Source organism: Baaleninema sp., assembly GCF_049974805.1.
Lineage (GTDB): Bacteria > Cyanobacteriota > Cyanobacteriia > Cyanobacteriales > Geitlerinemataceae > Baaleninema.
This window is the reverse complement of the sequence record NZ_JBNGCO010000001.1, coordinates 90,008-112,119: the sequence shown is the minus strand read 5'-3', so window position 1 is coordinate 112,119 and position 22,112 is coordinate 90,008. Positions and strand designations below refer to the sequence as shown.

At 53.2% G+C, this 22,112-nt stretch carries 22 protein-coding genes and 1 pseudogene; 9 read left to right on the top strand and 14 right to left on the bottom strand.

The window, feature by feature from the left end:
• Positions 1-9 precede the first annotated feature (9 nt).
• Positions 10-1,005, top strand: coding sequence for an aspartate carbamoyltransferase catalytic subunit (locus ACP5D4_RS00460; RefSeq protein ID WP_428009640.1), 996 nt, complete (start codon positions 10-12; stop codon positions 1,003-1,005).
• A 40-nt stretch (positions 1,006-1,045) separates the two neighbouring features.
• Here the strand turns inward: ACP5D4_RS00460 and ACP5D4_RS00455 are convergent, their stop codons facing one another.
• On the bottom strand, positions 1,046-2,293 hold the full coding sequence (locus ACP5D4_RS00455) for a hybrid sensor histidine kinase/response regulator (protein ID WP_428009639.1): 1,248 nt from the start codon (positions 2,291-2,293) through the stop codon (positions 1,046-1,048).
• A gap of 537 nt (positions 2,294-2,830) precedes the next feature.
• The gene (locus tag ACP5D4_RS00450) at positions 2,831-4,543 is read right to left on the bottom strand and encodes an alpha/beta hydrolase (RefSeq protein ID WP_428009638.1); all 1,713 of its coding nucleotides are present in this window, start codon (positions 4,541-4,543) and stop codon (positions 2,831-2,833) included.
• Between the two features lie 348 nt (positions 4,544-4,891).
• Between ACP5D4_RS00450 and ACP5D4_RS00445 the strand changes: the two genes are divergently transcribed.
• The 3 genes from ACP5D4_RS00445 to ACP5D4_RS00435 are packed head-to-tail and all read left to right on the top strand — an operon-like array spanning position 4,892 to position 7,708.
• Positions 4,892-6,742 (top strand): ATP-binding protein, encoded by a 1,851-nt coding sequence (locus ACP5D4_RS00445; protein ID WP_428009637.1) that lies wholly within the window; start codon positions 4,892-4,894, stop codon positions 6,740-6,742.
• A 35-nt stretch (positions 6,743-6,777) separates the two neighbouring features.
• Positions 6,778-6,945, top strand: a complete 168-nt coding sequence (locus ACP5D4_RS00440) for a hypothetical protein (protein ID WP_428009636.1) — start codon at positions 6,778-6,780, stop codon at positions 6,943-6,945.
• Positions 6,946-7,000: 55 nt separating this feature from the next.
• Positions 7,001-7,708 carry a DUF3318 domain-containing protein gene (locus ACP5D4_RS00435; protein ID WP_428009635.1) on the top strand — a complete coding sequence of 236 codons (708 nt, stop codon included), beginning with the start codon at positions 7,001-7,003 and terminating at the stop codon, positions 7,706-7,708.
• Here ACP5D4_RS00435 and ACP5D4_RS00430 read toward each other — a convergent pair.
• The 10 genes from ACP5D4_RS00430 to hoxE all read right to left on the bottom strand — a co-directional run bounded on the left by ACP5D4_RS00430 (position 7,705) and on the right by hoxE (position 16,094).
• Complete coding sequence (locus ACP5D4_RS00430; protein ID WP_428009634.1) at positions 7,705-8,187, bottom strand: hydrogenase maturation protease; 483 nt, start codon at positions 8,185-8,187, stop codon at positions 7,705-7,707. The two genes, ACP5D4_RS00435 and ACP5D4_RS00430, sit on opposite strands and share 4 nt — an antisense overlap.
• A gap of 35 nt (positions 8,188-8,222) precedes the next feature.
• Positions 8,223-9,422 carry a SpoIIE family protein phosphatase gene (locus ACP5D4_RS00425; protein WP_428009633.1) on the bottom strand — a complete coding sequence of 400 codons (1,200 nt, stop codon included), beginning with the start codon at positions 9,420-9,422 and terminating at the stop codon, positions 8,223-8,225.
• A gap of 105 nt (positions 9,423-9,527) precedes the next feature.
• Positions 9,528-10,046, bottom strand: coding sequence for a PAS domain S-box protein (locus ACP5D4_RS00420; protein WP_428009632.1), 519 nt, complete (start codon positions 10,044-10,046; stop codon positions 9,528-9,530).
• Positions 10,047-10,139: 93 nt separating this feature from the next.
• Entirely contained in the window at positions 10,140-10,418 is a 279-nt protein-coding gene (locus tag ACP5D4_RS00415) for a (2Fe-2S) ferredoxin domain-containing protein (RefSeq protein WP_428009631.1), read from the bottom strand.
• 141 nt (positions 10,419-10,559) lie between these two features.
• Entirely contained in the window at positions 10,560-11,990 is a 1,431-nt protein-coding gene (locus ACP5D4_RS00410; RefSeq protein ID WP_428009630.1) for a Ni/Fe hydrogenase subunit alpha, read from the bottom strand.
• 138 nt (positions 11,991-12,128) lie between these two features.
• Positions 12,129-12,677, bottom strand: coding sequence for an oxidoreductase (locus ACP5D4_RS00405; RefSeq protein WP_428009629.1), 549 nt, complete (start codon positions 12,675-12,677; stop codon positions 12,129-12,131).
• Positions 12,665-13,381, bottom strand: a complete 717-nt coding sequence (gene hoxU, locus ACP5D4_RS00400) for a bidirectional hydrogenase complex protein HoxU (RefSeq protein WP_428009628.1) — start codon at positions 13,379-13,381, stop codon at positions 12,665-12,667. The genes ACP5D4_RS00405 and hoxU overlap by 13 nt, the downstream gene beginning before the upstream one ends.
• A gap of 55 nt (positions 13,382-13,436) precedes the next feature.
• Complete coding sequence (locus tag ACP5D4_RS00395) at positions 13,437-13,799, bottom strand: antibiotic biosynthesis monooxygenase family protein (RefSeq protein ID WP_428009627.1); 363 nt, start codon at positions 13,797-13,799, stop codon at positions 13,437-13,439.
• The gene (locus ACP5D4_RS00390; protein WP_428009626.1) at positions 13,796-15,433 is read right to left on the bottom strand and encodes an NADH-ubiquinone oxidoreductase-F iron-sulfur binding region domain-containing protein; all 1,638 of its coding nucleotides are present in this window, start codon (positions 15,431-15,433) and stop codon (positions 13,796-13,798) included. The genes ACP5D4_RS00395 and ACP5D4_RS00390 overlap by 4 nt, the downstream gene beginning before the upstream one ends.
• A 109-nt stretch (positions 15,434-15,542) precedes the next feature.
• Complete coding sequence (gene hoxE / locus ACP5D4_RS00385; protein ID WP_428009625.1) at positions 15,543-16,094, bottom strand: bidirectional hydrogenase complex protein HoxE; 552 nt, start codon at positions 16,092-16,094, stop codon at positions 15,543-15,545.
• Between the two features lie 317 nt (positions 16,095-16,411).
• On the opposite strand from hoxE, the gene hypE reads away from it, so the two are divergent.
• From hypE to folE, 5 genes are all read left to right on the top strand, one after another.
• A complete protein-coding gene (gene hypE, locus ACP5D4_RS00380) occupies positions 16,412-17,449 on the top strand; it encodes a hydrogenase expression/formation protein HypE (protein WP_428009624.1) in 1,038 nt (345 codons plus the stop codon).
• A gap of 159 nt (positions 17,450-17,608) precedes the next feature.
• Positions 17,609-18,082: a 6-pyruvoyl trahydropterin synthase family protein gene (locus tag ACP5D4_RS00375; protein WP_428009623.1), complete on the top strand. Its 474-nt coding sequence runs from the start codon at positions 17,609-17,611 to the stop codon at positions 18,080-18,082.
• Positions 18,083-18,306: 224 nt separating this feature from the next.
• Complete coding sequence (locus ACP5D4_RS00370) at positions 18,307-18,765, top strand: SufE family protein (RefSeq protein ID WP_428009622.1); 459 nt, start codon at positions 18,307-18,309, stop codon at positions 18,763-18,765.
• Between the two features lie 8 nt (positions 18,766-18,773).
• The gene (locus ACP5D4_RS00365; RefSeq protein WP_428009621.1) at positions 18,774-19,751 is read left to right on the top strand and encodes a CobW family GTP-binding protein; all 978 of its coding nucleotides are present in this window, start codon (positions 18,774-18,776) and stop codon (positions 19,749-19,751) included.
• Positions 19,752-19,836: 85 nt separating this feature from the next.
• Entirely contained in the window at positions 19,837-20,499 is a 663-nt protein-coding gene (folE, locus tag ACP5D4_RS00360; protein WP_428009620.1) for a GTP cyclohydrolase I FolE, read from the top strand.
• A 107-nt stretch (positions 20,500-20,606) separates the two neighbouring features.
• Here the strand turns inward: folE and ACP5D4_RS00355 are convergent, their stop codons facing one another.
• Entirely contained in the window at positions 20,607-21,416 is an 810-nt protein-coding gene (locus ACP5D4_RS00355) for an MORN repeat-containing protein (protein WP_428009619.1), read from the bottom strand.
• A gap of 51 nt (positions 21,417-21,467) precedes the next feature.
• Positions 21,468-22,112 (bottom strand): annotated as a pseudogene (locus ACP5D4_RS00350) (hypothetical protein); the annotation flags it as partial.

Below are 22,112 nucleotides of genomic sequence, written 5' to 3'. Positions count from 1 at the left end.
TTTTCGGCAATGGCTACAACCCCTTGGACGCGACGCCATATCCTTTCGTTAGAAGATTTTTCGGTGTCGGAATACGACATCGTGTTGAGAACCGCCGCGAGTTTTCGGGAGGTGTTATCCCGACGCACGAAGAAAGTCCCCACGCTTCAAGGACGAGTGGTGACGAACTTGTTTTTCGAGCCGTCTACCCGGACGCGCAGCAGTTTCGAGTTAGCGGCGAAACGCCTTTCTGCCGATACTCTTAATTTTGCCCCCGGTTCTTCGTCTTTGACGAAGGGAGAGACCATTTTAGATACTGCCAAGACCTATCTTGCGATGGGGACTGACATGATGGTAATTCGCCATCGGGAGGCTGGGGTTCCCCAGGCCATCGCGCGGGAGATGGAACGCCTCGGGACTCACGTGGGGGTTCTCAACGCGGGAGACGGACAACACGAGCATCCGTCACAGGGGTTGTTAGATCTGTTTACGATCTGTCGGTTTCTCGATCCCGAACAGCCGCGAACGGAGTTGTTGCTGGGGAAGAAGATCGCCATCGTCGGGGATATTTTGCATTCGCGGGTGGCTCGATCGAATATTTGGAGTTTGACGGAAAGCGGGGCTGAGGTACATTTGGCAGCACCGCCGACGTTGTTGCCGAAGTTGTTGGTCGAGGCCATGGGAGTGCATCATCCGGAACGGCTGCATTTACATTGGACGATCGAACCGGCTTTGGAAAACGCCGATTTCGTGATGACGCTGCGCCTGCAACAGGAACGGATGACGGAACATTTGCTCCCCAGTTTGCGGGAGTATCACCATCATTTCGGGATTACGCGAGAGCGCCTGAAAGCCTGTCGTCCGGAGGTGCGCCTTCTCCATCCGGGGCCGGTGAATCGCGGCGTGGAACTGAGTTCGGAGGTGATGGACGACGCAGCGTTGAGTTTGATTCAAACTCAGGTGACGAGCGGGGTCGCGGTTCGTATGGCTCTGCTGTATTTGATGGGAGGCGGGGGGAGTTCGTGAAGATGATGGGATGAGGGGATGATGAGAGGGGGAGAAATTTTCAATTATCGACGATCGTCGCCTCGTTGGAGCGGGGGAGGGTAACGGTGAAGGTGGTGCCGCGATCGATTTCGCTCTCGACTTCGATCGAACCGTTACAGAGATCGACGCACTTTTTCACGATCGTGAGTCCTAAGCCAGTTCCGCGAATGTTTTGCGAGTTTTTGCCGCGATAAAACAGCTCGAACAAACGTTCTAAATTTTCGGGAGCGATTCCTACTCCTTTATCGCGAATCGCGAATTGAATTGAGTCTTCTTTTTCGATTAAATTCAATTCAATAATTTTGTTTTCTGAGGAAAATTTAATAGCATTTAAAAGTAAATTGTTTAGGATTTGGAGTAAAATATGTTTGTCCCAATAGTTGGATATTTTATCTGAAATAGTTTCGGCTTTGTGACGCGAAAATTTTAAGGTTTGTCCGGATTTAAGTGTGGTTTGCAGCCGATCTATTAGGTCGTAACATAACTGCTCTAAGTCAATGGGTTCGCAGTTCAGCTCGAGTTGGCCGACTTGCATTCGATCGACAAACATCACATCGTTGAACAGCGAAGTTAGATATTTCACCGACTCTTGTATGCGTTTTAAATACTTAACAAACTTTTCTTCGCTCAATTTGTGACGATAATGTTCGAGAAGTTCTGATGTTGAAAAAATAGTTGTAAGAGGCGTTCGATATTCGTGGGAAATTGTCGTAATAATATTACTTTTAAACTCGTTGATTTCCTTTTCTTTGACGAGGGAGCGGCGCAATTCTTCTTCGACAGCGATCAACCGTTCCGTTTTTCGCTGAAGTTCGGCGGTGCGTTCGGCGACTCGTTCCTCGAGTTGAGTGTTTAACTGTTGTAAATATTCGTTTTGACGTTGGGTTTCCCGCTTGAGAGATTGCAGGGTTAATTGGTGTTCGATGCGGGCTAAAACTTCTGCAAATTGAAAGGGTTTTGTAATATAATCTACGCCGCCCACTTCAAAGGCTTTGACCTTTTCTGTTACGTCCCCGAGGGCGCTGAGAAAGATAATCGGAATCTCGCGCGTGCGCTCGTTGTCCTTTAACTTTTCACAGACTTCGTAGCCGCTCATTTGGGGCATCATGATATCGAGCAGAATCAAAACTGGCGGCTCGGCTTCGGCGGCGTTCAGGGCAATTTGTCCGTGAATGGCACGGCGAACGCTATAGCCTTGTTGTTCGAGTAGGCTCGATAAAACTCGTAAATTGTCCGGTTGGTCGTCTACGATTAGGATATCTTCCATTTTATATCCTCGGGGTTCGGGTCAGTGAGTTCGAGCGCCTGGCCGATGAGGGAAATCGCCAAGTTCGGGGGGCGATGGCATCACAGAAAGTTCGATCGATCGTATGGAAGGTTTGGCGCTCGATCGCGATCGATATTCAACCTAGAAAACCGTTGATAGACAACCGTTTTCGGAATAGGCGAACGGGATAGCCCGCAACGGCGAAAATTCCAGTTTTAATTCTCTAATGTCTACGAGCAGTTCTTCTTCGATTTTCCCGGCTGGCGTTGGAGTATTAAACAATTGTTATGGTTCTTTTAACATTCGACAAGATTTCTCGAAAATCGATATTGTAATCGCTCGTGATTTGACGTTCTCCCGCGATCCCTATTTTCATGTCGTTGCTGTGAACCCTGGCGTCGAACAAGTTTTGTCTGTGGCGATCGCCACGCACCCTACTTGGAATATTGTCGCATTTTCTGGAAAAATCCAAGTCTCGCTACCCAGATCGAGGAGAATTTCCAGACGGAGTTCGAGATTCGATCGATGGCGCTCCGCTCAGGGACAACCGGAGACCGCTGCACAGGACGCCTCGACGGTGCTGGCGTCCAGTTGGCGGACTCCGTACAAGGGGAGGGAGGCGCGGCTGAGGCTTCGGACGTAAGCGGGGCTGAGATAGTCCCGAAACGCTGGGTTATCGACCACGTAGGTTTGGAAAAAGGCCAGACTCAAGATTTTGACGTAATCGCGAGCGAGATCCGGCGCCGGACCGACAACCGCTGACGGGAGGGGAACGGCTTCTTCTCCTGACTCGCCGATGGTAGAAAAATGAGTACCGCCTTCTAATAAAAACAGATAGCGTTGGGAGAGGGTCAACCAGGTAAAGGGTTGAATTTGCTCGGGAAGGGCGGGGGCGACGGTATCGGCGCCGCCAGCGATGACAGCCAGAGGAATCTCGATCTGTTGATAGCCCGTTTCGCCAAAGAGGGCGCTTCCGACGGGATTGATGGCGATGGCGCCTCGGATGCGGGGGTCGCGAAACTGTTGCTGCTGGCTCGAGATGGCTTGCGCCCGACATTGCAGCAAAAGCGAGACGTTCCACGACTGCTCTTCGCGGGCGAGAGCGCAGGCTCGGGCCAGATGGGTTAAATCCAGTTCCGCCCCGGCTAAGGTCAAGGCGGTATAGCCGCCAAAAGACTGACCGACGACGCCGACGCGATCGAAATCGAAACGGTTTTCCAGTTGGGGGTCAGTGCGGGAGAGGACGGTGAGGGTATCGAGAAGAAAGGTCACGTCCAACGGGCGATCGATAAATTCTTGGGGTTTGGCGATTTCCTGTTCCTGACCCGCCAGCAGGGCTTCCATGTGTTTGGCGTTGCTGCCAGAATGTTCGGGAACGAAGACGGCGAAGCCGTGAGAGGCCAAATGTTCGGCCAGATAGCGAAACGCAGATCGATCGGAGCCTAAGCCGTGGGAAATGACGATAATGGGCGCGGGGTCGGGGGTCTGCGGGACGTACAAATCGACGGGGAACCGATGACCCCAGGGAGGATTGCGATTGGGGTCTCGTAACGTCATTGACAGTTTGTCCCAGGATAGTTTTCCCGGTTGGCTCAAATCGGCGACGGGGCTGGGGGAAATGTCCTCGCGATCGGCTTCCCGTTCCGACTGTTCTCGGACTTCGGATAAGGCGGTTTCGCTGGCGTTGACTAGGGTTTGCAACTGTTGCGCCATGCGAAAGGTTTGGTTGAAATTCACCCGCAGGGTGGGGGTGGGAAAGTGGCGCAGTACGTTGAGCAAGGTCAAGCCGTCTTCGTCGGCGGCGGCCAGAATTAACGCCGATCGCAGCCCTTTAAAGCCGGAGACGCCGGAACCGGACTGAATCGCCTGTCCGAGCCGTTGTAACAGCACTTCTCCTTGGGGGGTGTACAAAAACTGCGAGACGGCTACCGGGTCGAGTTCGGCGCGGGCTAATAGTACGTTCCGCAGGGTATCGCGACTGTTGCGGGGGGCGAAGTTGAGATAGGGAGCGAGTTCGCCATCGACCTGGCCGGTTTTGGCGTAGGCTTCTAGGGCGTCGATGGAGAGGGTACGCTCGAACAGGCCGTAAGTGGCGGCTATCTCTTGGGCGCCGAGGCTCGGTTGTCCCCAGGCCATCGAAAAGCCGATCGACAAAATTCCCCACAGTCGCCAACGGTTTGGGACAGATGGGGAGAAACCTCTGTGGCGCGATCGCGCAAAAAACGCCAGGGGGCGGAGAAACGGAACCATTAAAACTCCGAAACAGAGCAGTTGTCGAACAAGTGAACTCGTGGGGCGAACAGTGGTCTTGACTCCCACTTTAACAAGGTTTTTCGCGAAGAATCTCGATCGCGACGGGGGCGGTTCTCGGGGGGAATATCCAGGGACGTTAACGGTATTGAGTTCCACAGACCCAAAGAGTTCGAGTATCATCGAAACATTCCCTGGCTGGCTGTGGTTGTCGTCGAGGGCAACCGATCGCACCTGCGATCGCGAACTTCGACATTCGGGAGTGTCCACTTCAAATCGTCGAAACTCAACGCGATCGCCTATCGTGAGATATGTCCTGACCGGTCAACGGTTCTCGCACGCTTTTTAATGCTTTGGCTCGCTCGGATTCCTTTGCAACCCCACGAGATACAAACTAAACTTCCCAAACTGTCGATCGTTCTTGTCGTCCTAGTTTGTACGATACCCACGCTTTTCAACTGGCTGGGTGTCGATTTCGGGACTCCCCAAGATTTCCTCGACCTCGCGGGACTTGAAGAATTGTCTCCCAACCAGCTCGACGACAGGCTTCACCACAGTCTAGCCGGTAGCTTTACTCATACGTTACTCGAATGGAGCGCCTTTTGTACGGCGATTTTCACGGTGGTGATGGCGTTCGCCCACTTCGCCATCGTGCGAGACGTCACCACCCCGACCATCGGCGTCGCCCTGTTTTTCGCCGGGGTCATGGATGCGTTTCACACCCTGGCGGCCGACCGTCTCATCGAAACGGTCGCCGACAATCAAAACCTGATTCCCTTTACCTGGGCGATTTGTCGCTTGAGTAACGCTTTGCTGACGGCGGTGGGGGTCGCGATTTTTCTCGTCGCCAAACCTAAAAAATGGCAACATGGCATCGGATTGGTGGTCGCCATCAGTCTCGGGTTCGGGATGCTGGCTTACGGCTTGGTTCACTGGTGCGCCACTAGTTCGGTGCTTCCAGAAACGCAGTTTCCCAACGCTTTTGTGACGCGACCTTGGGACGTGGCGCCGTTGTTGCTGTTTCTTTTTTCAGGAATCTTCCTCTACCCACGGTTTTACCGAACCTATCCCAGTTTGTTTTCCCACGCCCTGATCGTCAGTACGATTCCCAACGCCGCAACGCAGCTACATATGGCGTTCGGGTCGCAGATGCTGTTCGACAACCACTTCAATATCGCCCATTTTCTCAAAATCGCCGCCTATGCGGTGCCGCTGTTGGGGTTGATTTTGGATTACATTTACACCCATCGAACGGTGGAACGGACGAACGTGGAACTCAATCGGGAAATTGGGGAACGCAAGCAGGCGATCGAGGGACTCCATCGCCTGCAAAGGCTGCTTCAACAGAAAAATCGAGACCTGGAAGAGGCCCTCAGCCACCTGCAAACGACTCAAGCTCAACTGATTCAAACGGAGAAGATGTCCAGTTTGGGACAGTTAGTCGGCGGCGTCGCCCATGAAATTAACAATCCGGTGAATTTTATTTACGGTAACGTCATCCATACGAGGGAGTACGTCGAGGATATTTTACGCTTGTTGCGGCTGTACCAAGAGGAGTTTCCCGACGCGACGCCGAACCTGCGCGTGGAAATTGAAGAAATTGAGTTAGAGTATCTGTTTGAGGATTTACCGAAGGCGCTGGATTCGATTCAACATGGTGCGGAACGGATTCGTCAAATCGTGCGATCGCTGCGGAATTTTTCGCGACTGGACGAGTCGGCGTTGAAGACGGTGGATTTACATGAGGGACTTGACAGTACTTTGGTGTTGTTAGACCGCCGTCTGAAAAACCGGGTGCGTCTGGTGAAGATGTACGGTGAGTTGCTGATCGTTGAATGTTATCCGTCGGAGTTGAATCAGGTGTGGATGGGTTTGTTGGCTAACGCCATCGATGCGGTGATGGAGGGAGATTTGGAAGATCCCACCATTGTCGTCGCCACCGATCGACTGAACCCGGAGATGGTTCGGGTGACGATCGCCGACAATGGTAGCGGGATGTCTCCTGAAATTCGTCAGAAGGTGTTCGACCCGTTTTTTACGACGAAACCCGTCGGAAAAGGGACGGGGTTGGGGCTGTCGATTTGTTTTCGGATTGTGGAAAAACACGGCGGTTCGATCGAGCTTCAGTCTCAATCCGGTGAGGGAACTCAGGTGACGGTGACGCTTCCGCTGCGGCGATCGTCGGCGAAAAAACGGTAACCTCGATGGCGATTTCAAGAGGGGTTGAGAATTTTATGATGTTTCGTATTTTTTTGAGTTTGGTGGGTTTGACCTTCGTGGTTTGGATTCTACGCGGTTTTCAGGTGTTGGGTTTTATTCCCGGCGGCGTATTGTGGGTGGGGGTGTTGGTTTCGATCACGGCGGGTATCCTCACAGCTTGGGAAAACTCAAAACGGTGGTGATTTGCTACGATCGAGGTATCTTCGTCTTTTGTCGTCTATTGCCTGAATCCGTTCTATGACCTCCTACGCTACGTCTGCTGCTAAGGCTGAAATTAACGAACTCCGTCGTCTGAGAGGGTTGCTTCCTCCGGAACTGCAAAGCTGGGTTACGGTGGAAAAAACCACGGAAATTGACCCGCCTTTGATTCGCTGCGAAGAACTCAGTAAGGACGAAGTTGAAATTGCGATCGATTTGGTGAAGTGGGACAATCTCGCCCTCGACCAACGGAATTTACTGTTTTGGCACGAAGTCGCCCGCATTCAAAACGATACGATTCCCCGGGAAGGGTGGGAAATGGCGGCGTTGGCGATCGGTCTCGGCGGTGCAGTCGGCGAACTCTGGGTTCAAGACGGGGTGTTGTTGTTGCTGGCGTTGGCGTTGTGCGGCGTTTCGGGATATCGCCTGTATCAGAAGAACAACAGTGAAAAAGCCCTCAAGGAGTCGATCGAGGCGGACGAAAAAGCGGTGGCTTTAGCGTCTCGGTTCGGGTATACGTTACCGAACGCTTATAAGAGTTTGGGAAGTGCGCTGAAGACGCTCATCGAACAAACGCCGAAGAAACGCCTTCGCAAGCAGTACGAAACGCGGTTGGATGCGTTGCGCCGCAGCGCCTCGAAAGCGAAAGCGCAAGCGAAAGCGAAACGCAGCCGTCAATCTCCTCCGGCTTCGCCGAATCCGATTCCCAATCCCACGATGCCGAAATCGAATCCTTACGAATATTAATCGGTTCGACTCGATGGTTTTGAGGTATCTGACCCCGGTTTCTTTGAGGAATCGGGGTTTTGGGTTAGCAAGTCTCGAACGAGAGCGAGAATTTCTGTGACGTAACCTTCGGCGGTGGGGGAGAGTCGATCGCTAAACTCGAAGGTTTCGCCGGGAACGGATATCAACCAGGCTTCGGGGGTTCGATCGTACAGCCATTGTGCCATCCCCAGCAGCGATCGCGGCGTCAGGGAATGTCCGAGAACTTGAGTCTCGGCGTCTGCTTCGACGGGTTCGATGCGGATGCTGTGGCTGTCGATGCAAGCATCGATAAATACGGCGCGATCGACCCTAGAGAGTTCTTCGGCCAGTTCTGGGGTGAGTTGGTGCAGGCTGAGCGATCGCACGTGGGGAAGGTTCCAATCCGCCACCTGTTCGGCGACGACTCGTCCGATTCCGTCGTCTCCTCGCAGTGAGTTTCCGTATCCGATGACTAGCATTTAGATCGTTGGGGGTTGAAAATCCACGTTAAAACTTAGCAATATTCGAGATCGACTTCTTTTTGATGGTCGCGCAGCAACTGCACCAGTTCTTCAACGAGGTTGCGGCGAATGGAAATGTTTTTAGGAAGTAAGGGGTTTTGATAGAATTCGTTGATTTGCTGGCCGATGAGGAAGAAAATTGAATCGGCTTCGAGGATTTCTCGCGCTAACAGAATTGCGCCGTTGCGATCGAACGGAAGGCGATCGATATCGCAGTCGCATTTTCGCAGGATTTCCGTGGCTTTGGAAATGGTTAAAATCCCTTCTGTCACGAGGTCGATTTCGCTGAGTTTCCCAATCGGCGGTAACTCTTTTCGCATGGTGGAAATGTCCATTTCTACGGTTTCTCCCATGTAGTTGGCGACGATATTCCCCGTGGTACCGCCACAAATGGCTTTTCTACCGGGAAAACTCAGCAACCGTTCGGCGTAAACTTCGTCTTTGGTCATGTCCAGCGGCGGCCCGGTAAATACCATTAACGGGTTGCGCCGACGAACGTAAACCCCCACTAAAGACGCATCGTCGCCGATGTGTCCCCGGTAGAGCGATCGCGTTTCGTTGAGGACGCTTTGGATGATACTTCGCGCCGTGGGAACTTGATGGACGAAGAGGTTTTCCATGTATTTGGCGATGTTGTCCCATCCCCAACCGAAATTCATGGTATCGCCGAGTCCGGCGTAGAGAACTCCGTCGCTAATGGCGCCCAGAAAATCGCCCCGTTCTAGAGTCCCTTCGGCGACTTTAACTTTCCGTTCTAGGATGCGATCGACCCGTTCTTCGAGTTTGATAATTCGCCCTTTTTTAAAATAAAAAACAGGCGGGTTGTCGAAGTTTATAATTTTAAATTGATTCGAGAAATGGTCGATTTGGATAATCGTAAACGTCGCGTAGGCGATTTTACGAACCTGACAAATTGGCAGGGTTCCAATTACCGTTTCCATCACCTGTTCGAGGGGAACGTCGGCGTTTAACATGGTAATCAGAATTTCGCTGGTTAAGGTCGCCAAAATATTGGCTTTCACGCCGCTTCCCAACCCGTCTGAGAGGACGATGGTACTTTTTCGTTCGGTTTTGATAAATTTAACTTTGTCGCCGCAAAGTTCTTCGCCTTTTTTGTTCAGGCTGAGATTGCAAATGTCGAAGAAATTGTCGGCTTTTTGGGATTCCGTTTTGGGAGGCGTGACTGTAACCATTTTGCGTGTGTTTCAATTCACAGGATTCGATAATTTGAGTCTTCGGTTGGGTTAAACCTCGCAAAACCCAACCGACAAGAACAGAAACAATGACAAGAATTGAACTTAACCGCCGCCAATGACTTCTTTCTCAACCGCTTCAATAATTTTGAGCAAACTTACTTTGGTTTCGGCGGTGGTTTCTCCCAGCAATCCCGCGATTTCTTGAGCGACTTTCATTTGATTGTCTACCACCTCTTTCACTTTCAAAACCGTATCGTTTTTCAGGCTCTGCAACTCTTTGCGCTGCTCGTATTCGTGGGATAAATCCACTAAAATGCACGCAATAATCTCCTCGTCAGGAATGGGGAAAATAACTTCCTTAACGTAGAGTTTTTTATCGGAATATTCCCGTTCAGAACCTCGCATGACTTCGTGAGTTTCCCAGACTTTTTGGAATCGATCGACATTTCCCAAAATATCGATCGCCGCTTCTCCGATAACGTCATCTTGTTCGACTCCGAACATTTTACAAAAAGCGGGATTGACGAGTTTAATTGTCATTTCGGGATCGACGGCGATGAGTCCGTTGGGATCGTATTCCCAAAGCAGTCGCCAAAGGTGGTTTTGGCTTTGTTCTAACATTGCGAGACGAGGATTCGAGACCTGAATGAATTTACACGGAGAAGAAGAGCGCGATCGCCGCGAAGGAAGCAACTCCAAAAAAAACGAGTTGGATTAGGCTTCTCGTTCGACTTTTGCGCTCTGAATGGCGGGTAAAATTTCTTGCAGAAACTTATCTTCGATATTTTGCGGGTTGATGTTGATGAAATGCTGGTCTTTGAACTTCATTACGATGCCGTAACTACAAGTTTCGAGGCAAAAAGAACCTTTTAATTCTACGGTTTCTTCGAGATTGTACTCGCTCATCAGCGATTGCAGTTTTGGCAAAACTTCGTAAACACCGAGTTGGTGACAGGCTGACCCCATACAGAGGTAGAGGTTTTCTTTAGACATCAGTTTGTCGAGGAACGAACGACATTCCCCCCAACCCCCCTTTGAAAGGGGGGCGATGGGGAGATAGGGAGATAGGGAGATGGGGAGATAGGAAGATTTCACCTCATCATCTCATCATCCCATCATCTCCTCATCTCCTGATTACTCCCGATATACTTCGTCGATCACTTGGCGATCGCTCGAGAGTAATTGGACGTGCAGGGGCATTTGTCCGACGGCGTGGGTCGAACAACTCAAACAGGGGTCGAAGTTGCGGATTCCGGCTTCGACGCGGTTCAGCATCCCTTCGGGGATTTCGTTGGTGTGGATGTAATGTTGGGCGATTTGTTTGACGGTTTCGTTCATCGCCAGGTTGTTTTGTCCGGTGGCGATGATGAGGTTGACTTTTTTAATCAAGCCGTTTTCGTCCACATTGTAATGGTGGAACAAAGTGCCGCGAGGGGCTTCGCTGACGCCGATGCCCTCGAGGGCGTTAATATCGGCTTTGGCGCGACAGCGGGGAGAGAGTAAATCGGGGTCTTCCATGTACTGTTCGATGCGTTCGATCGCCGCCAAAATTTCGATCAGTCGCGCGTAGTGGTACATAAAGGAAGAGGTGGCGCAGCGTCCCCCGGCGCGATCGCGGAATTCTTGCAGTTCGCGATCGGCGTCTGGCGTCCCCATGCGATCGCAGACGTTCAACCGCGCCAAGGGGCCGACGCGATACATCCCGTCGGGATATCCCATCGGTTTGTAATAGGGAAATTTCAAGTAAGACCACCGTTCGACGGCTTCGCCGAGATAGTCTTGATAGTCTTCTTCCCGCAGTCCGTCGGCGACGATGTTCCCCTGGCTGTCCACAAAACGGATATGTCCGCCGTAGTGTTCCCAAGTCCCATCAGGAGCGACCAAACTCATAAACAGGGAATCGAATTTCCCGAAAATGTCGATTTCGCTTTTGAGGGTGTCGTCGATGAGGTTTTTGAACAGTCCGAGGGCGGTTTCGATGGTTTGTCGGGATTCGGGGAGTCGATCGACAATCCATTGACGGCCTTCTTCGGAGAGGGGCGATCGAACTCCCCCAGGAACCGCCCAAGCCGCATGAATTTTCTTCGCCCCCAACAGTTCGATGATGGTTTGTCCGAACTGACGCAGCCGAATTCCCGCCCTCGCCAACTCAGGATCGGCCGCCATCAACCCGAAAACATTGCGCTTGGCGGGGTCGCTGTCCCACCCGAGGAGAAAATCGGGACTACTCAGGTGAAAGAAACTCAGGGCGTGGGATTGGGTAATCTGCGCCAAGTTCATCAGACGGCGCAGTTTTTCCCCCGCTGGCGGCACCTGAACGGCGAGGATTTTGTCGCCAGTTTTCGCCGAAGCGAGAAGGTGACTGACGGGGCAAATGCCGCAAATGCGGGCGGTAATTCCCGCCATCTCGAACATGGGGCGACCTTCGCAGAATTTTTCAAATCCCCGAAACTCAACCACATGAAAACGAGCGTCGTCAACATCTCCGGCGTCGTTGAGAAAAATCGAGATTTTCGCGTGACCCTCAATGCGGGTGACGGGATCGATAACAACTGTCTTAGCCATGATTTACGGATTCACGATTAGGGCTTCACGGTTTGGGATGAGGAGGTGATGAGGTGAGGGGAGGATGAGGTGAGGGGATGATGGGGTGATGGGATGAAATCTCCCCCTCTCCCCCTCTTCCAATCTCCCCCTCTGGAATTAGCCGAACTTCAACATTTCCCGCCCTTCCATTGCGGGTTTTTCGCCTTTGAGGAGGGGTTCGATCGCCGCTTGGATGCGGGGCGCAGAGGGCGGACATCCGGGGATAAACAGATCGACCGTGACCAGTTCGTGAACCGGACGCACGCGATCGAGCAGTTCGGGGACGATGCCCGGTTCTTTCGGTAACTGGGCTTGGGCGTCACCGAGTTCCAGGTAACAGCGTTTGAGAACCGGTTCGGTACTCCCCAGCATATTTCGCATCGCCGGAACGTTGGCCGTCACCGCGCAATCTCCGAAGGAAATCAAAAACTTGGTGCGTTCGCGAACCGTATAAATCAATTCCAAGTTTTCTTCGTTGGCCACTGCCCCTTCCACGAGGCAAACATCCACATCTTCAGGATAGTCTTTTAAATCGGAACCGACCGGGCTGTAGACGATATCGGCGAATTTAGCCACTTCAAACAGCCATTCGTCCAAATCGAGAAACGACATATGACAGCCGGAACAGCCAGCCAGCCAGACGGTTGCGAGTTTTACCTTGTCCATTTTTTCTCCTCTCGGGCAGTTACCAAAAAGTCCAATTTGCCGCGATCGCGATCGATCTCGGCAACGGTCGTCCCTTTACGGAAAATCGCCCCCGTCGGGCAGGCATCGACGCATTTTCCGCAGGCGGTACAGGCATCGACGTCGCCCCAAGGTTGATTCATCCCGGTGACGACTTTCGCCGCCGGACCACGTCCGGATACATCCCAAACATGGGCGCCTTCGATTTCATCGCAGACGCGGACGCAGCGGGTGCAGAGAATACAGCGGTTGTGGTCGATGCCGAATTGGGGGTGAGAAATATCCACATCCCGTTCCGGGAAACGGTAAGTAAAGCGGGTGTGGTCCATCCCCACCTCGATGGCCACATCTTGCAGTTCGCAGTTTTCATTGGCCACGCAGACAGCACAGACGTGGTTTCCCTCAGCGAAGAGCATTTCCACCACCATGCGGCGATACTCTTGCAACTCCGGCGTTTCGGTGGTCACGGTCATGCCTTCGGTGGCTTCGGTGACGCAGGCCGGCAACAGTTTGGGAATGCCTTCGATTTGCACCAAACACAAGCGACAGGCGCCCACGTCGGACACGCCGTCGAGGTGACAGAGGGTCGGGATGCGAACTCCCGCTTCTTTGGCCGCTTCGAGAACAGTGGTTCCCGCTTCTACGGCCACATCGATATCGTTAATCTTGAGAGTGACAACTGACATAGCAGATCGTCCTTAACTATCCTGGCGTACTAGCTGGTTTCGTCGAATTGAAAGTTCAGTCCTTGGGTTCGTCTTGGGGTTCGTCCGAAGGGAGTTGGGAAGTGCGTTCGTCCTCGATTTCGTAAAACACTTCGTGAGACATCAGGTGACTGAGGGCGTCGAGGCGGGCGAAGGCTCTCGGATTCGGAGGCGGCTTCGCCTGGAAACGCTCCCAGTCTTCGAGACTGTCCCAACGGGCGATGGCGATAAACAATTGGGGATCGGCTTGGCAACGCAGCAGCAAGCTGCCTCGCCCGCCGGGAACGCGATCGCGAATCGCCTGCGTCGCTTGCATCCACGCCCGCACGAACTCCTCTTCGCACTGGCTGCGCACGCGCCAGCGATAAACTACGCGAACCGAGGACTGACCGGATGTCATGACGAACGGGCGGGAACTTTACCGTTATTCGGACGAACGGCGGCCGGTTGCAGCAACTCCAAATACTCGTTCTCAAAGTAGTGCAGGGTACTCATGACCGGGTTCGGTGCCGTTTGTCCCAAACCACAGAGACTCGTTGCGGCCACCATGCCGCAGAGTTGTTTGAGTTTTTCCAAATCCGCTTCGGTGGCTTGTTGATTGAGGATTTTGGTCAGCATTTGGTACATCTGTACGGTGCCAGCCCGGCAGGGAATACATTTACCGCAGGTTTCGCCGCGACAGAATTCCATGTAAAACTGCGCCACCTGTACCATGCTGGTGCTGTCGTCCATGACCACCATGCCCCCAGACCCCATAATCGAACCCAGTTTTTTCAAAGAGTCGTAATCGACAGAGGTATCGAGAAGCCGTTCGGGAATGCAGCCCCCCGAAGGGCCTCCGGTTTGGATGGCTTTAACATGGCCGCCGCCGGGAACGCCGCCCCCCATGTCCTCGACGATTTCCCGCAGGGAAATCCCCATCGGGACTTCAATCAGTCCAGTGTTGCGAATCTTCCCGGTGACGGAAAAGATTTTCGTACCTTTGCTTTTGTCCGTGCCGATGTTGGAGAACCAGTCGGCGCCTTTGCGGAGAATGGCGGGAACGTTGGCCAAGGTTTCGACGTTGTTAATCAGCGTCGGACAGTCTTTTAAGCCGGACACGGCCGGGTAGGGCGGCCGGGGTCGGGGCGTGCCGCGTCCGCCTTCGACGGAGGCGATGAGGGCGGTTTCTTCGCCGCAGACGAACGCCCCCGCCCCTACGCGAATTTCGATGGTGAAATCGACGGGAGAGCCGAAGATTTGCGCCCCCAGGATGCCTTTTCGTTTGGCTTGTTGGATGGCTTTGTGCAGGCGAGAGATGGCGAGGGGATATTCGGCGCGAACGTAGATGTAGCCTTGGGTGGCGCCGACGGCGTATCCGGCGATGGCCATGCCTTCGAGTACCCGGTGGGGATCGCTTTCGAGGACGCTGCGGTCCATGAACGCGCCGGGGTCGCCTTCGTCGGCGTTACAGATGACGTATTTTTGACCCTGGGGCATTTTGGCCACGGTCGCCCATTTCAAGCCGGTGGGATATCCGGCGCCGCCGCGACCCCGCAATCCGGATTTGGTGATTTCTTGGACGACTTCGGCGGGGGTCATTTCGTAGATGGCGTGGTGCAAGCCTTGGTAGCCGTCCGCCATCAGGTATTCTTCGATCCGTTCGGGGTCGATTTTGCCGCTGTTTTCTTGGACGATGCGGACTTGACGGCTGAAGAAGGGATGGTTGGGGTCGCCTTGCAGGGCGTCGGCTTCTCCGCCGTTTTGGATGGCGGCTACGATCGATTCGGCTTGGTCGGGGGTGACTTTCTGATATTGCAGTCCTTCTGAGGGGATTTCTACGATGGGACCTTGACCGCACAAGCCGGGACAACCGACGCCCACCACCTGCACTTCGGCGTTGAGTCCGGCTTCTTTGACGGCGGCGATGAGGCGTTTTTTGACTTCGATCGAATTCGTGGCTTGACATCCGGTGGAGGTGCAGCAGTGAACGCGAATCGCTTTCTGGGCGGTGCGCTCTTGTTCTGCAATTTCAACGAGTTCGCTCCAATCCATAGCAATGCTCCTTGGGTGTTGCGCGTTTGCGGGAGAGTTCGAGGGAGAGAGTTCGAGGGAGAGAGGGGGGAAGGGGGAGATTTCACTTCATCACCTCATCATCACCTCATCACTCTTTCTCTCCCTCTTGCCATTCGGCGATATGTTCGCAGGCGGTTTCGGCGGTTTGTTGTCCCGATACTTTGCCGTCGTAGACGACGGCGGGGGCAATGCCGCAAGCGCCGATACAACGCACGGTGACGAGGGATACTTGCCCGTCGGCGGTGGTTTCTCCGGCTTCGACGCCGGTTTTTTCTTCGAGGGCTTTGAGTACTTCGCCGCCGCCTTTGACGTAACAGGCGGTTCCCAAGCAAACCACGCAGGTATGGGCGCCGCTGGGTTTGAGGGAAAACAGGTGGTAGAAGGTGGCGACGCCGTACACTCGGCTCAGAGGCAGTTTCAGGTGGTGGGCGATGTATTCGAGTACGTCTTCTTCGAGGTAGCCGAAGGCTTCTTGGGCTTTGTGGAGAATTTCAATTAGGGCGTCTTGGCGATACTGGTTGCGCTTCATGGTGATGTCGAGGACTTTGAAGCGCTTGTCTGGGGCGGATGCCCCTTTTTCTGTGGCGGGTTTTCCTGCAGGTTTGGAGGCGGGTTTGGATGATGGGGTTACAGAGGCCATAGGTTGAGTATCCTGTCGCTTCAGCAAAAAACGGGCGACTCGAGCGTGACTTTCGGTCGTCGGTTTGAGGCATTTTGGGGAGAGACGAACGGGTTGAAAACCTCGAACGGGTTGGAGATTTTATAACGACAGTTCGGGGAAATTTTTAAGAAAAAATTAAAGTAATCGAACTGTTGTTTTTCTCCTTCGATCGATAATATTCCTGCTAGGATCTATTGTGATAATTGAAGGCAATAAAATCAACTCAATTTACAGAAATTACGATTTGTTTTTTGTTAAGATAATATAAAGAAGTTTTCATAACTTGATTAAAAACTGTGAATAAGTTTGACCTGTCGAACTTGTCTTGTCCGGTACCGTTGCAGCAGTACCCCCACGTTCTGTTGGCTCACGGGGGTGGGGGCAAGCTGATGCAGCAACTCATCCATCAGGTGTTCGTTCCGGCGTTTGGCTCTCCGGAAACGGTGTTACACGATGCGGCGACGCTAAGGTTAAAGGGCGATCGCATTGCGATGACAACGGACTCTTATGTGGTGCATCCGCTGTTTTTTCCGGGGGGCGATATCGGGTCGATGGCGGTGTACGGTACTGTGAACGATTTGGCCATGGCGGGGGCGCGTCCTTTATATTTAACGGCCGGTTTTATTCTCGAGGAAGGGTTGCCCATGTCGGTGTTGTGGCAGGTGGTGCAGTCGATGCGCCAAGCGGCTGACCGCGTGGGGGTCAAGATTGTAACGGGCGATACGAAAGTGGTCGATCGCGGCAAAGGCGACGGTATTTTTATTAACACGGCTGGGGTGGGACAGGTGGAGTTCGATGGCACCATTTCCCCGAAAGCGATTCGTCCCGGTGATGCGATTCTCCTCAACGGCGACATCGGCCGCCACGGTATCGCCATTATGGCCGTGCGAGAGGGGTTGATGTTCGAGACGGCCATCGAAAGCGATCTTGCTCCCCTCTCCGAAACGGTGTTGGCGTTGTTGGAAGCCGATATCGAGGTTCGCTGTTTGCGAGACCTCACTCGAGGCGGTTTAGCCAGCGCCCTTCACGAACTGGCGACGGCGGCGAAGGTGGGAATTCATATTGACGAACGGGCGATTACGGTACGGGAAGACGTACAGGGGGCTTGTGAAATTTTGGGCTTCGATCCGTTGTATTTAGCCAACGAAGGGCGTTTCGTCACCTTCGTTCCCGAGTCCGATGTCGATCGCGCCTTGGCGATTTTGGGTCCCCAAGCGCAGAAAATCGGTGTTGTTACGGAATCCACCTCGCCTCCGGTAACGATGACCAGTCAAATCGGTTCCACGCGGGCGATCGATCTCCTCTGCGGCGAACAGTTACCCCGTATTTGTTAAGAAGACAAGGGTTGGAAGGGTTGAGATCCCCGGCATCTCGAAGATGCCGGGGATCTGGCTGCATCCCCTCACTTCATCCCCCCCTCATTTGCTAACAATTGGCGATAAGATGGGATAATAAGTAAAGTTTTGTATCGTCAGCCGAGCGAAAACTTCATCATGCAAGCAAGTCTGACTGTTAGCACCCACTTCAGCGCCGCTCATCGTCTCGCCCGTCCCGATCTGGACTACGATACGAATTGCGGGATTTACGGGAAGTGCGCCCGTCCCCACGGCCACGGTCACGATTACCATTTAGATGTGACGGTTCGGGGCGAAATCGACCCTCGCACGGGAATGGTGGTCGAACTCGGGGCGTTACATGGGGTGTTACAGGAGGTCATCGTTGAACCTCTCGACCATCGCTTTTTAAATAAAGATATTCCCTATTTTGCCGATCGCGTCCCGACGGCGGAAAATATCGCCATTTACATTCGAGACATTCTGCGAGAGCCGTTACGTCAGTTGGGCGTGACCCTAGATAAGGTGAAACTGTACGAGAGTCCGAACAATTCTTGTGAGGTATTGGGTACGACTTCGATCGATTCTGCTACCTCGACGACAACGGCGAAACCCAAATTAGTTTTAGCTTAGGTTTGTTCGATGGGCTGCGATCGCTCCTCCGGTGTCGTTTCTGACGGCTGAGGCGTTTTCGCCATCGCTCGATCGCTTCTCAGCCATCGATCGCACTCTCGGGAAACTGACCGAAAACTGACCCCGAAGCCAATGGGGATCGCGCGATCGCGGTTTCTTAACCCAACGGCAACCCAAGGTTACGATTTGTATAGTAGTATGAGGACTGTCCTCGAACCGTAACGATGACTACCCCGGCTAACGCATTACCGCCCGCCCTCGATAAGATGGTTCAGCGTTTCAAACGCGCCAGCGATCCCAAACGACGCTACGAACAACTGTTGTGGCTGGCCAAAAAACTTCCTGACTTTCCCGACTCCGAAAAAGTCCCTGACAATAAGGTTCAGGGCTGCGTCTCCCAAGTGTACGTAATCGCCCACTTGGACGACGAGGGAAAAGTCCTGTTTGAGGGCGATTCGGACGCGCAACTGACGAAAGGACTGCTGGCGTTCTTGATTCAAGGTACTAACGGTTTGACGCCGGAAGAAGTGGTGCAACTAGCGCCGGATTTTATTGAGGAAACGGGGTTGCGAACCAGTTTGACCCCCTCTCGCGCCAACGGGTTTTACAACATTTTCAAAACCATGAAGCAAAAGGCGCTGTTGTTAGCATCCGGCGAGATATCTAACGCTGAGGCGAACTAACCGCAGATATGTCAACCCCGACGGTTACCGGAAGCGCCAGCGCCGAACTTTCCTTCAACAGGATTCCCGTTACGGTGGTGACTGGATTTCTCGGAAGCGGGAAAACGACTCTTCTTAATTATATTCTCGACAGTCGCCCGGAGATGAGGGTGGCGGTTTTGGTGAACGAACTCGGTCAGATTAATATCGATCGACAGCTTCTGGTGTCGGAAACCTTGGAGATGATGGAGTTGAGTAACGGCTGTATTTGCTGTTCGATTAACGAGGATTTAGTCGAATCGATCGAACGGGTTTTAGATCGATCGCCGTCTGTCGAGTCGATCGTCATCGAAACCACAGGCGTCGCCGATCCCCGTCCGCTACTCGTCACCTTCTCCGGTACGAGATTGCGCGATCGCACCCGCTTAGACGCCATCGTGACTGTCGTAGACGCCGAACATTTCGAGACGACAAACCGTCAAAGTGAAGTCGCCTTCCACCAAATTCTCTACGGCGATATTCTCGTATTAAATAAGGTGGATCTCGTTTCTTCCGAAAAACTTAAAAATCTCGAGGATTTTCTGCGATCGCTCAAAAAAAGTGCTAGAATTTTAAAGGCGAGTTTCGCACGAGTGCCGTTACAGTTTATTCTAGATAAAGCGGCGTCTCTGACTCGCAACACCAATTTTAAAAAATCCAAAACCGAGAATTCTGACGCTCTAGCAGACGGATTTACGACCGTCTCCTTCCAGAGCGATCGACCCTTTTCCGTCAGTAAATTTCAAGCCTTTTTATCCAACCAACTTAACGACAACATCTTTCGAGCCAAAGGTATTCTCTGGTTTAAAGAAAGTCAACGCTGCCACGTCTTTCAGCTTTGTGGCGAGCGTTACGGCATGGCGACCGAGCCGTGGCAAAGCCCCCCGAAAAACCAGCTCGTTTTAATAGGGAGAAATCTCGATGTCCTCCAGATTCAACAGCAGTTAAATAACTGCTTAGCTCAATGAGGGATTTTTTTTGCCCGCTGCATTGAGAACGAATCTAATTTCCGCTTTGATTTCCTAGCAACAGTAAAGATAGACCGACAGCGTAATGACTTTACCCAATTCCTCCGACTTAATCGGTACAGACAAACTCGAACAGCAACTTCTCGCCAACGGAAACGGAAACGGCCGCAAAGCCGTCACCAACGACGAGATGCAGAAAGCAGTGCGTACCCTGCTGACAGAACTCGGAGAAGATCCCGATCGCGAAGGATTGCGCGATACCCCCAAACGAGTCAGCAAGGCGTGGCAGTTTCTGACCTCCGGTTACAACCAGTCTCTCGAAGAACTCCTCAACGGTGCGATTTTCACCGAGGACTCTCACGAGATGGTCTTGGTGCGGGATATCACCCTGTTTAGCACCTGCGAACACCACATGCTACCGATTATCGGACACGCTCACGTGGCGTACATCCCCAACGGGAAAGTCATCGGTTTGTCGAAAATCGCCCGGATTTGCGATATGTTCGGTCGCCGCTTGCAAGTCCAAGAGCGGTTGACGGGACAAATCGCTAACGCGCTGCAAGAAGTGTTGCAACCGGAAGGGGTGGCGGTTGTCGTGGAAGCCACCCATATGTGTATGGTGATGCGCGGGGTTCAGAAACCCGGTTCTTGGACGACTACCTCGGCGATGCGCGGCGTCTTTGCAGACGATCCGAAAACTCGCCACGAGTTCATGAGTCTGATTCGTCACAATCCCCAATTCCATTAATTGACTGACGTTCGGGCTATCTCATAACTCGAGAGTTGGGCGAGTCAAAAACCCCTGGCTTCTCCCATAAGCCAGGGGTTTGGCGTGAATGCCAGTTTGACGCGGTTTTATTGATAACCGCTGAAGCTGACGGGTTGGCCGGCGCGAAACGCACCTGAAATCACCGTTCCGTCCGCCAGCGTCATCGTTCCCGTACCGTGGGGGCGAGCTTGTCTCAACTCTCCCACGTAACGGCGACCGTCCGTATAATTACAAGTGGCATTTTCCGCGTCGAAATTGCGCGTGTAGAAATACCCCTCACATACCGTTCCCGTCGAGTGATAAAACGTTCCTCGTCCGAAGGGTTGTCCGGCGAAAAACTCCCCCACAAAACGATTTCCGTTCGAGAAGCTGTAGCTTCCCTCCCCATCCGGTTGGCTGCTATCAAACCGTCGCGTCGTTTCCCGAGGTTCGAGAAGGGGTCGTCCGTTAACGCTCAAAGAAACAACCACGTTTTCCGTCACGATTTCCGTTCGGGAGGTGATGCCGAATTCCCCTTCGTAGCGATCGCCGTTCGGATAAAATGCCACGCCTTGGCGAATCGCCCCGTTGCGAAACATCCCTTCATAACGAGCGTCGTTGGGCAGAATCAGCCGTCCCTGACCTTCCGGAGTGCCGTCTACAAACTCACCTTCGTAGCGGGTGCCATCGCTCAACGTATAAATCCCGCGACCGTTGGGAAGATAGTTACTGTAAGTTCCGATATAACTAATTCCCGGCCCGTAGTTACACCGTCCGTACCCCGAACCGGTTTCCAGAATCGATTCCGGAAGACATTGAGGGTTGCGAACGTCCTCCTGGGCGTAAGCGGAGAAGGTAACGGCGATCGCACTGATTCCAGATAACCCCGCTGCAACTGTACGAACGATGTTCAACATAGCCACTCCTCTACTGGCGTCCCAATTGTCTTGGCAAGATACCATTCAAAATTAACGACTTGACATCAACGACTGTACCTGACCGAACTTCTGAGGATTGGGAAGGTTGCGACGGTTGACCAACCCTGCCGTTTCGTTCTCGCCCACGGGCGAAACCCCCGGTTGACCGATTTCTCGGGCAACTTCTACACCGTTTTCTTCCAAAATCACGATCGGTTCCCCTTGCAAGCGTTCGACGCGCACCACGCGAACTCGTCCGTTGGCGATAACGTCGCCCACCCGCACGTAACGACCGAAGGGACTGTCTGGGGTTCTGACAATCACTTGAATTTCATTGTCCACCTGCATCACGCCGGTCACTTCAATCGCCTGGGCTAAATCTGTTGAAGGTGGGGGCGGCGCGAGAGGTTCTGCTGGCATTTCTTCGCCATCCGTATCCCCCGGCGCTCCCGTCCCGTCCGTAACGGCAGGCGGTAGGTTTCCAGGCGTCATCCCCGGAGGCGCTCCCTCAGCGGCTGTCGTGTCTTCCCCTTCTTCGCGAATTTCCGCACCGGGAGGCTGCAAGCGAGGCAGTCGGAAATCTTGAGGGTTAATATCGGGCAAAGGTTCCATGGTTTGTGCCGTCAGTGGCGGTAGCGGCGGACCGACGGCGACGGCTTCTCCGTCGGCGGCTTCTCCGTCGGCGGCTTCTCCGTC

Excerpts from the sequence above, each read along its gene's own strand:
- ACP5D4_RS00370 (WP_428009622.1), top strand. The coding sequence starts at position 18,307 with ATGACTACCCCGGCTAACGCATTACCGCCCGCCCTCGATAAGATGGTT.
- ACP5D4_RS00450 (WP_428009638.1), bottom strand. The coding sequence starts at position 4,543 with ATGGTTCCGTTTCTCCGCCCCCTGGCGTTTTTTGCGCGATCGCGCCAC.
- ACP5D4_RS00460 (WP_428009640.1), top strand. The coding sequence starts at position 10 with ATGGCTACAACCCCTTGGACGCGACGCCATATCCTTTCGTTAGAAGAT.
- ACP5D4_RS00435 (WP_428009635.1), top strand. The coding sequence starts at position 7,001 with ATGACCTCCTACGCTACGTCTGCTGCTAAGGCTGAAATTAACGAACTC.
- hoxE (WP_428009625.1), bottom strand. The coding sequence starts at position 16,094 with ATGGCCTCTGTAACCCCATCATCCAAACCCGCCTCCAAACCTGCAGGA.
- ACP5D4_RS00365 (WP_428009621.1), top strand. The coding sequence starts at position 18,774 with ATGTCAACCCCGACGGTTACCGGAAGCGCCAGCGCCGAACTTTCCTTC.
- ACP5D4_RS00440 (WP_428009636.1), top strand. The coding sequence starts at position 6,778 with ATGATGTTTCGTATTTTTTTGAGTTTGGTGGGTTTGACCTTCGTGGTT.
- ACP5D4_RS00395 (WP_428009627.1), bottom strand. The coding sequence starts at position 13,799 with ATGACATCCGGTCAGTCCTCGGTTCGCGTAGTTTATCGCTGGCGCGTG.
- ACP5D4_RS00420 (WP_428009632.1), bottom strand. The coding sequence starts at position 10,046 with ATGTTAGAACAAAGCCAAAACCACCTTTGGCGACTGCTTTGGGAATAC.
- ACP5D4_RS00415 (WP_428009631.1), bottom strand. The coding sequence starts at position 10,418 with ATGTCTAAAGAAAACCTCTACCTCTGTATGGGGTCAGCCTGTCACCAA.
- ACP5D4_RS00390 (WP_428009626.1), bottom strand. The coding sequence starts at position 15,433 with ATGGATTGGAGCGAACTCGTTGAAATTGCAGAACAAGAGCGCACCGCC.
- ACP5D4_RS00375 (WP_428009623.1), top strand. The coding sequence starts at position 17,609 with ATGCAAGCAAGTCTGACTGTTAGCACCCACTTCAGCGCCGCTCATCGT.
- hoxU (WP_428009628.1), bottom strand. The coding sequence starts at position 13,381 with ATGTCAGTTGTCACTCTCAAGATTAACGATATCGATGTGGCCGTAGAA.
- ACP5D4_RS00355 (WP_428009619.1), bottom strand. The coding sequence starts at position 21,416 with ATGTTGAACATCGTTCGTACAGTTGCAGCGGGGTTATCTGGAATCAGT.
- ACP5D4_RS00425 (WP_428009633.1), bottom strand. The coding sequence starts at position 9,422 with ATGGTTACAGTCACGCCTCCCAAAACGGAATCCCAAAAAGCCGACAAT.
- ACP5D4_RS00405 (WP_428009629.1), bottom strand. The coding sequence starts at position 12,677 with ATGGACAAGGTAAAACTCGCAACCGTCTGGCTGGCTGGCTGTTCCGGC.
- ACP5D4_RS00455 (WP_428009639.1), bottom strand. The coding sequence starts at position 2,293 with ATGGAAGATATCCTAATCGTAGACGACCAACCGGACAATTTACGAGTT.
- ACP5D4_RS00430 (WP_428009634.1), bottom strand. The coding sequence starts at position 8,187 with ATGCTAGTCATCGGATACGGAAACTCACTGCGAGGAGACGACGGAATC.
- ACP5D4_RS00445 (WP_428009637.1), top strand. The coding sequence starts at position 4,892 with ATGCTTTGGCTCGCTCGGATTCCTTTGCAACCCCACGAGATACAAACT.
- ACP5D4_RS00410 (WP_428009630.1), bottom strand. The coding sequence starts at position 11,990 with ATGGCTAAGACAGTTGTTATCGATCCCGTCACCCGCATTGAGGGTCAC.
- folE (WP_428009620.1), top strand. The coding sequence starts at position 19,837 with ATGACTTTACCCAATTCCTCCGACTTAATCGGTACAGACAAACTCGAA.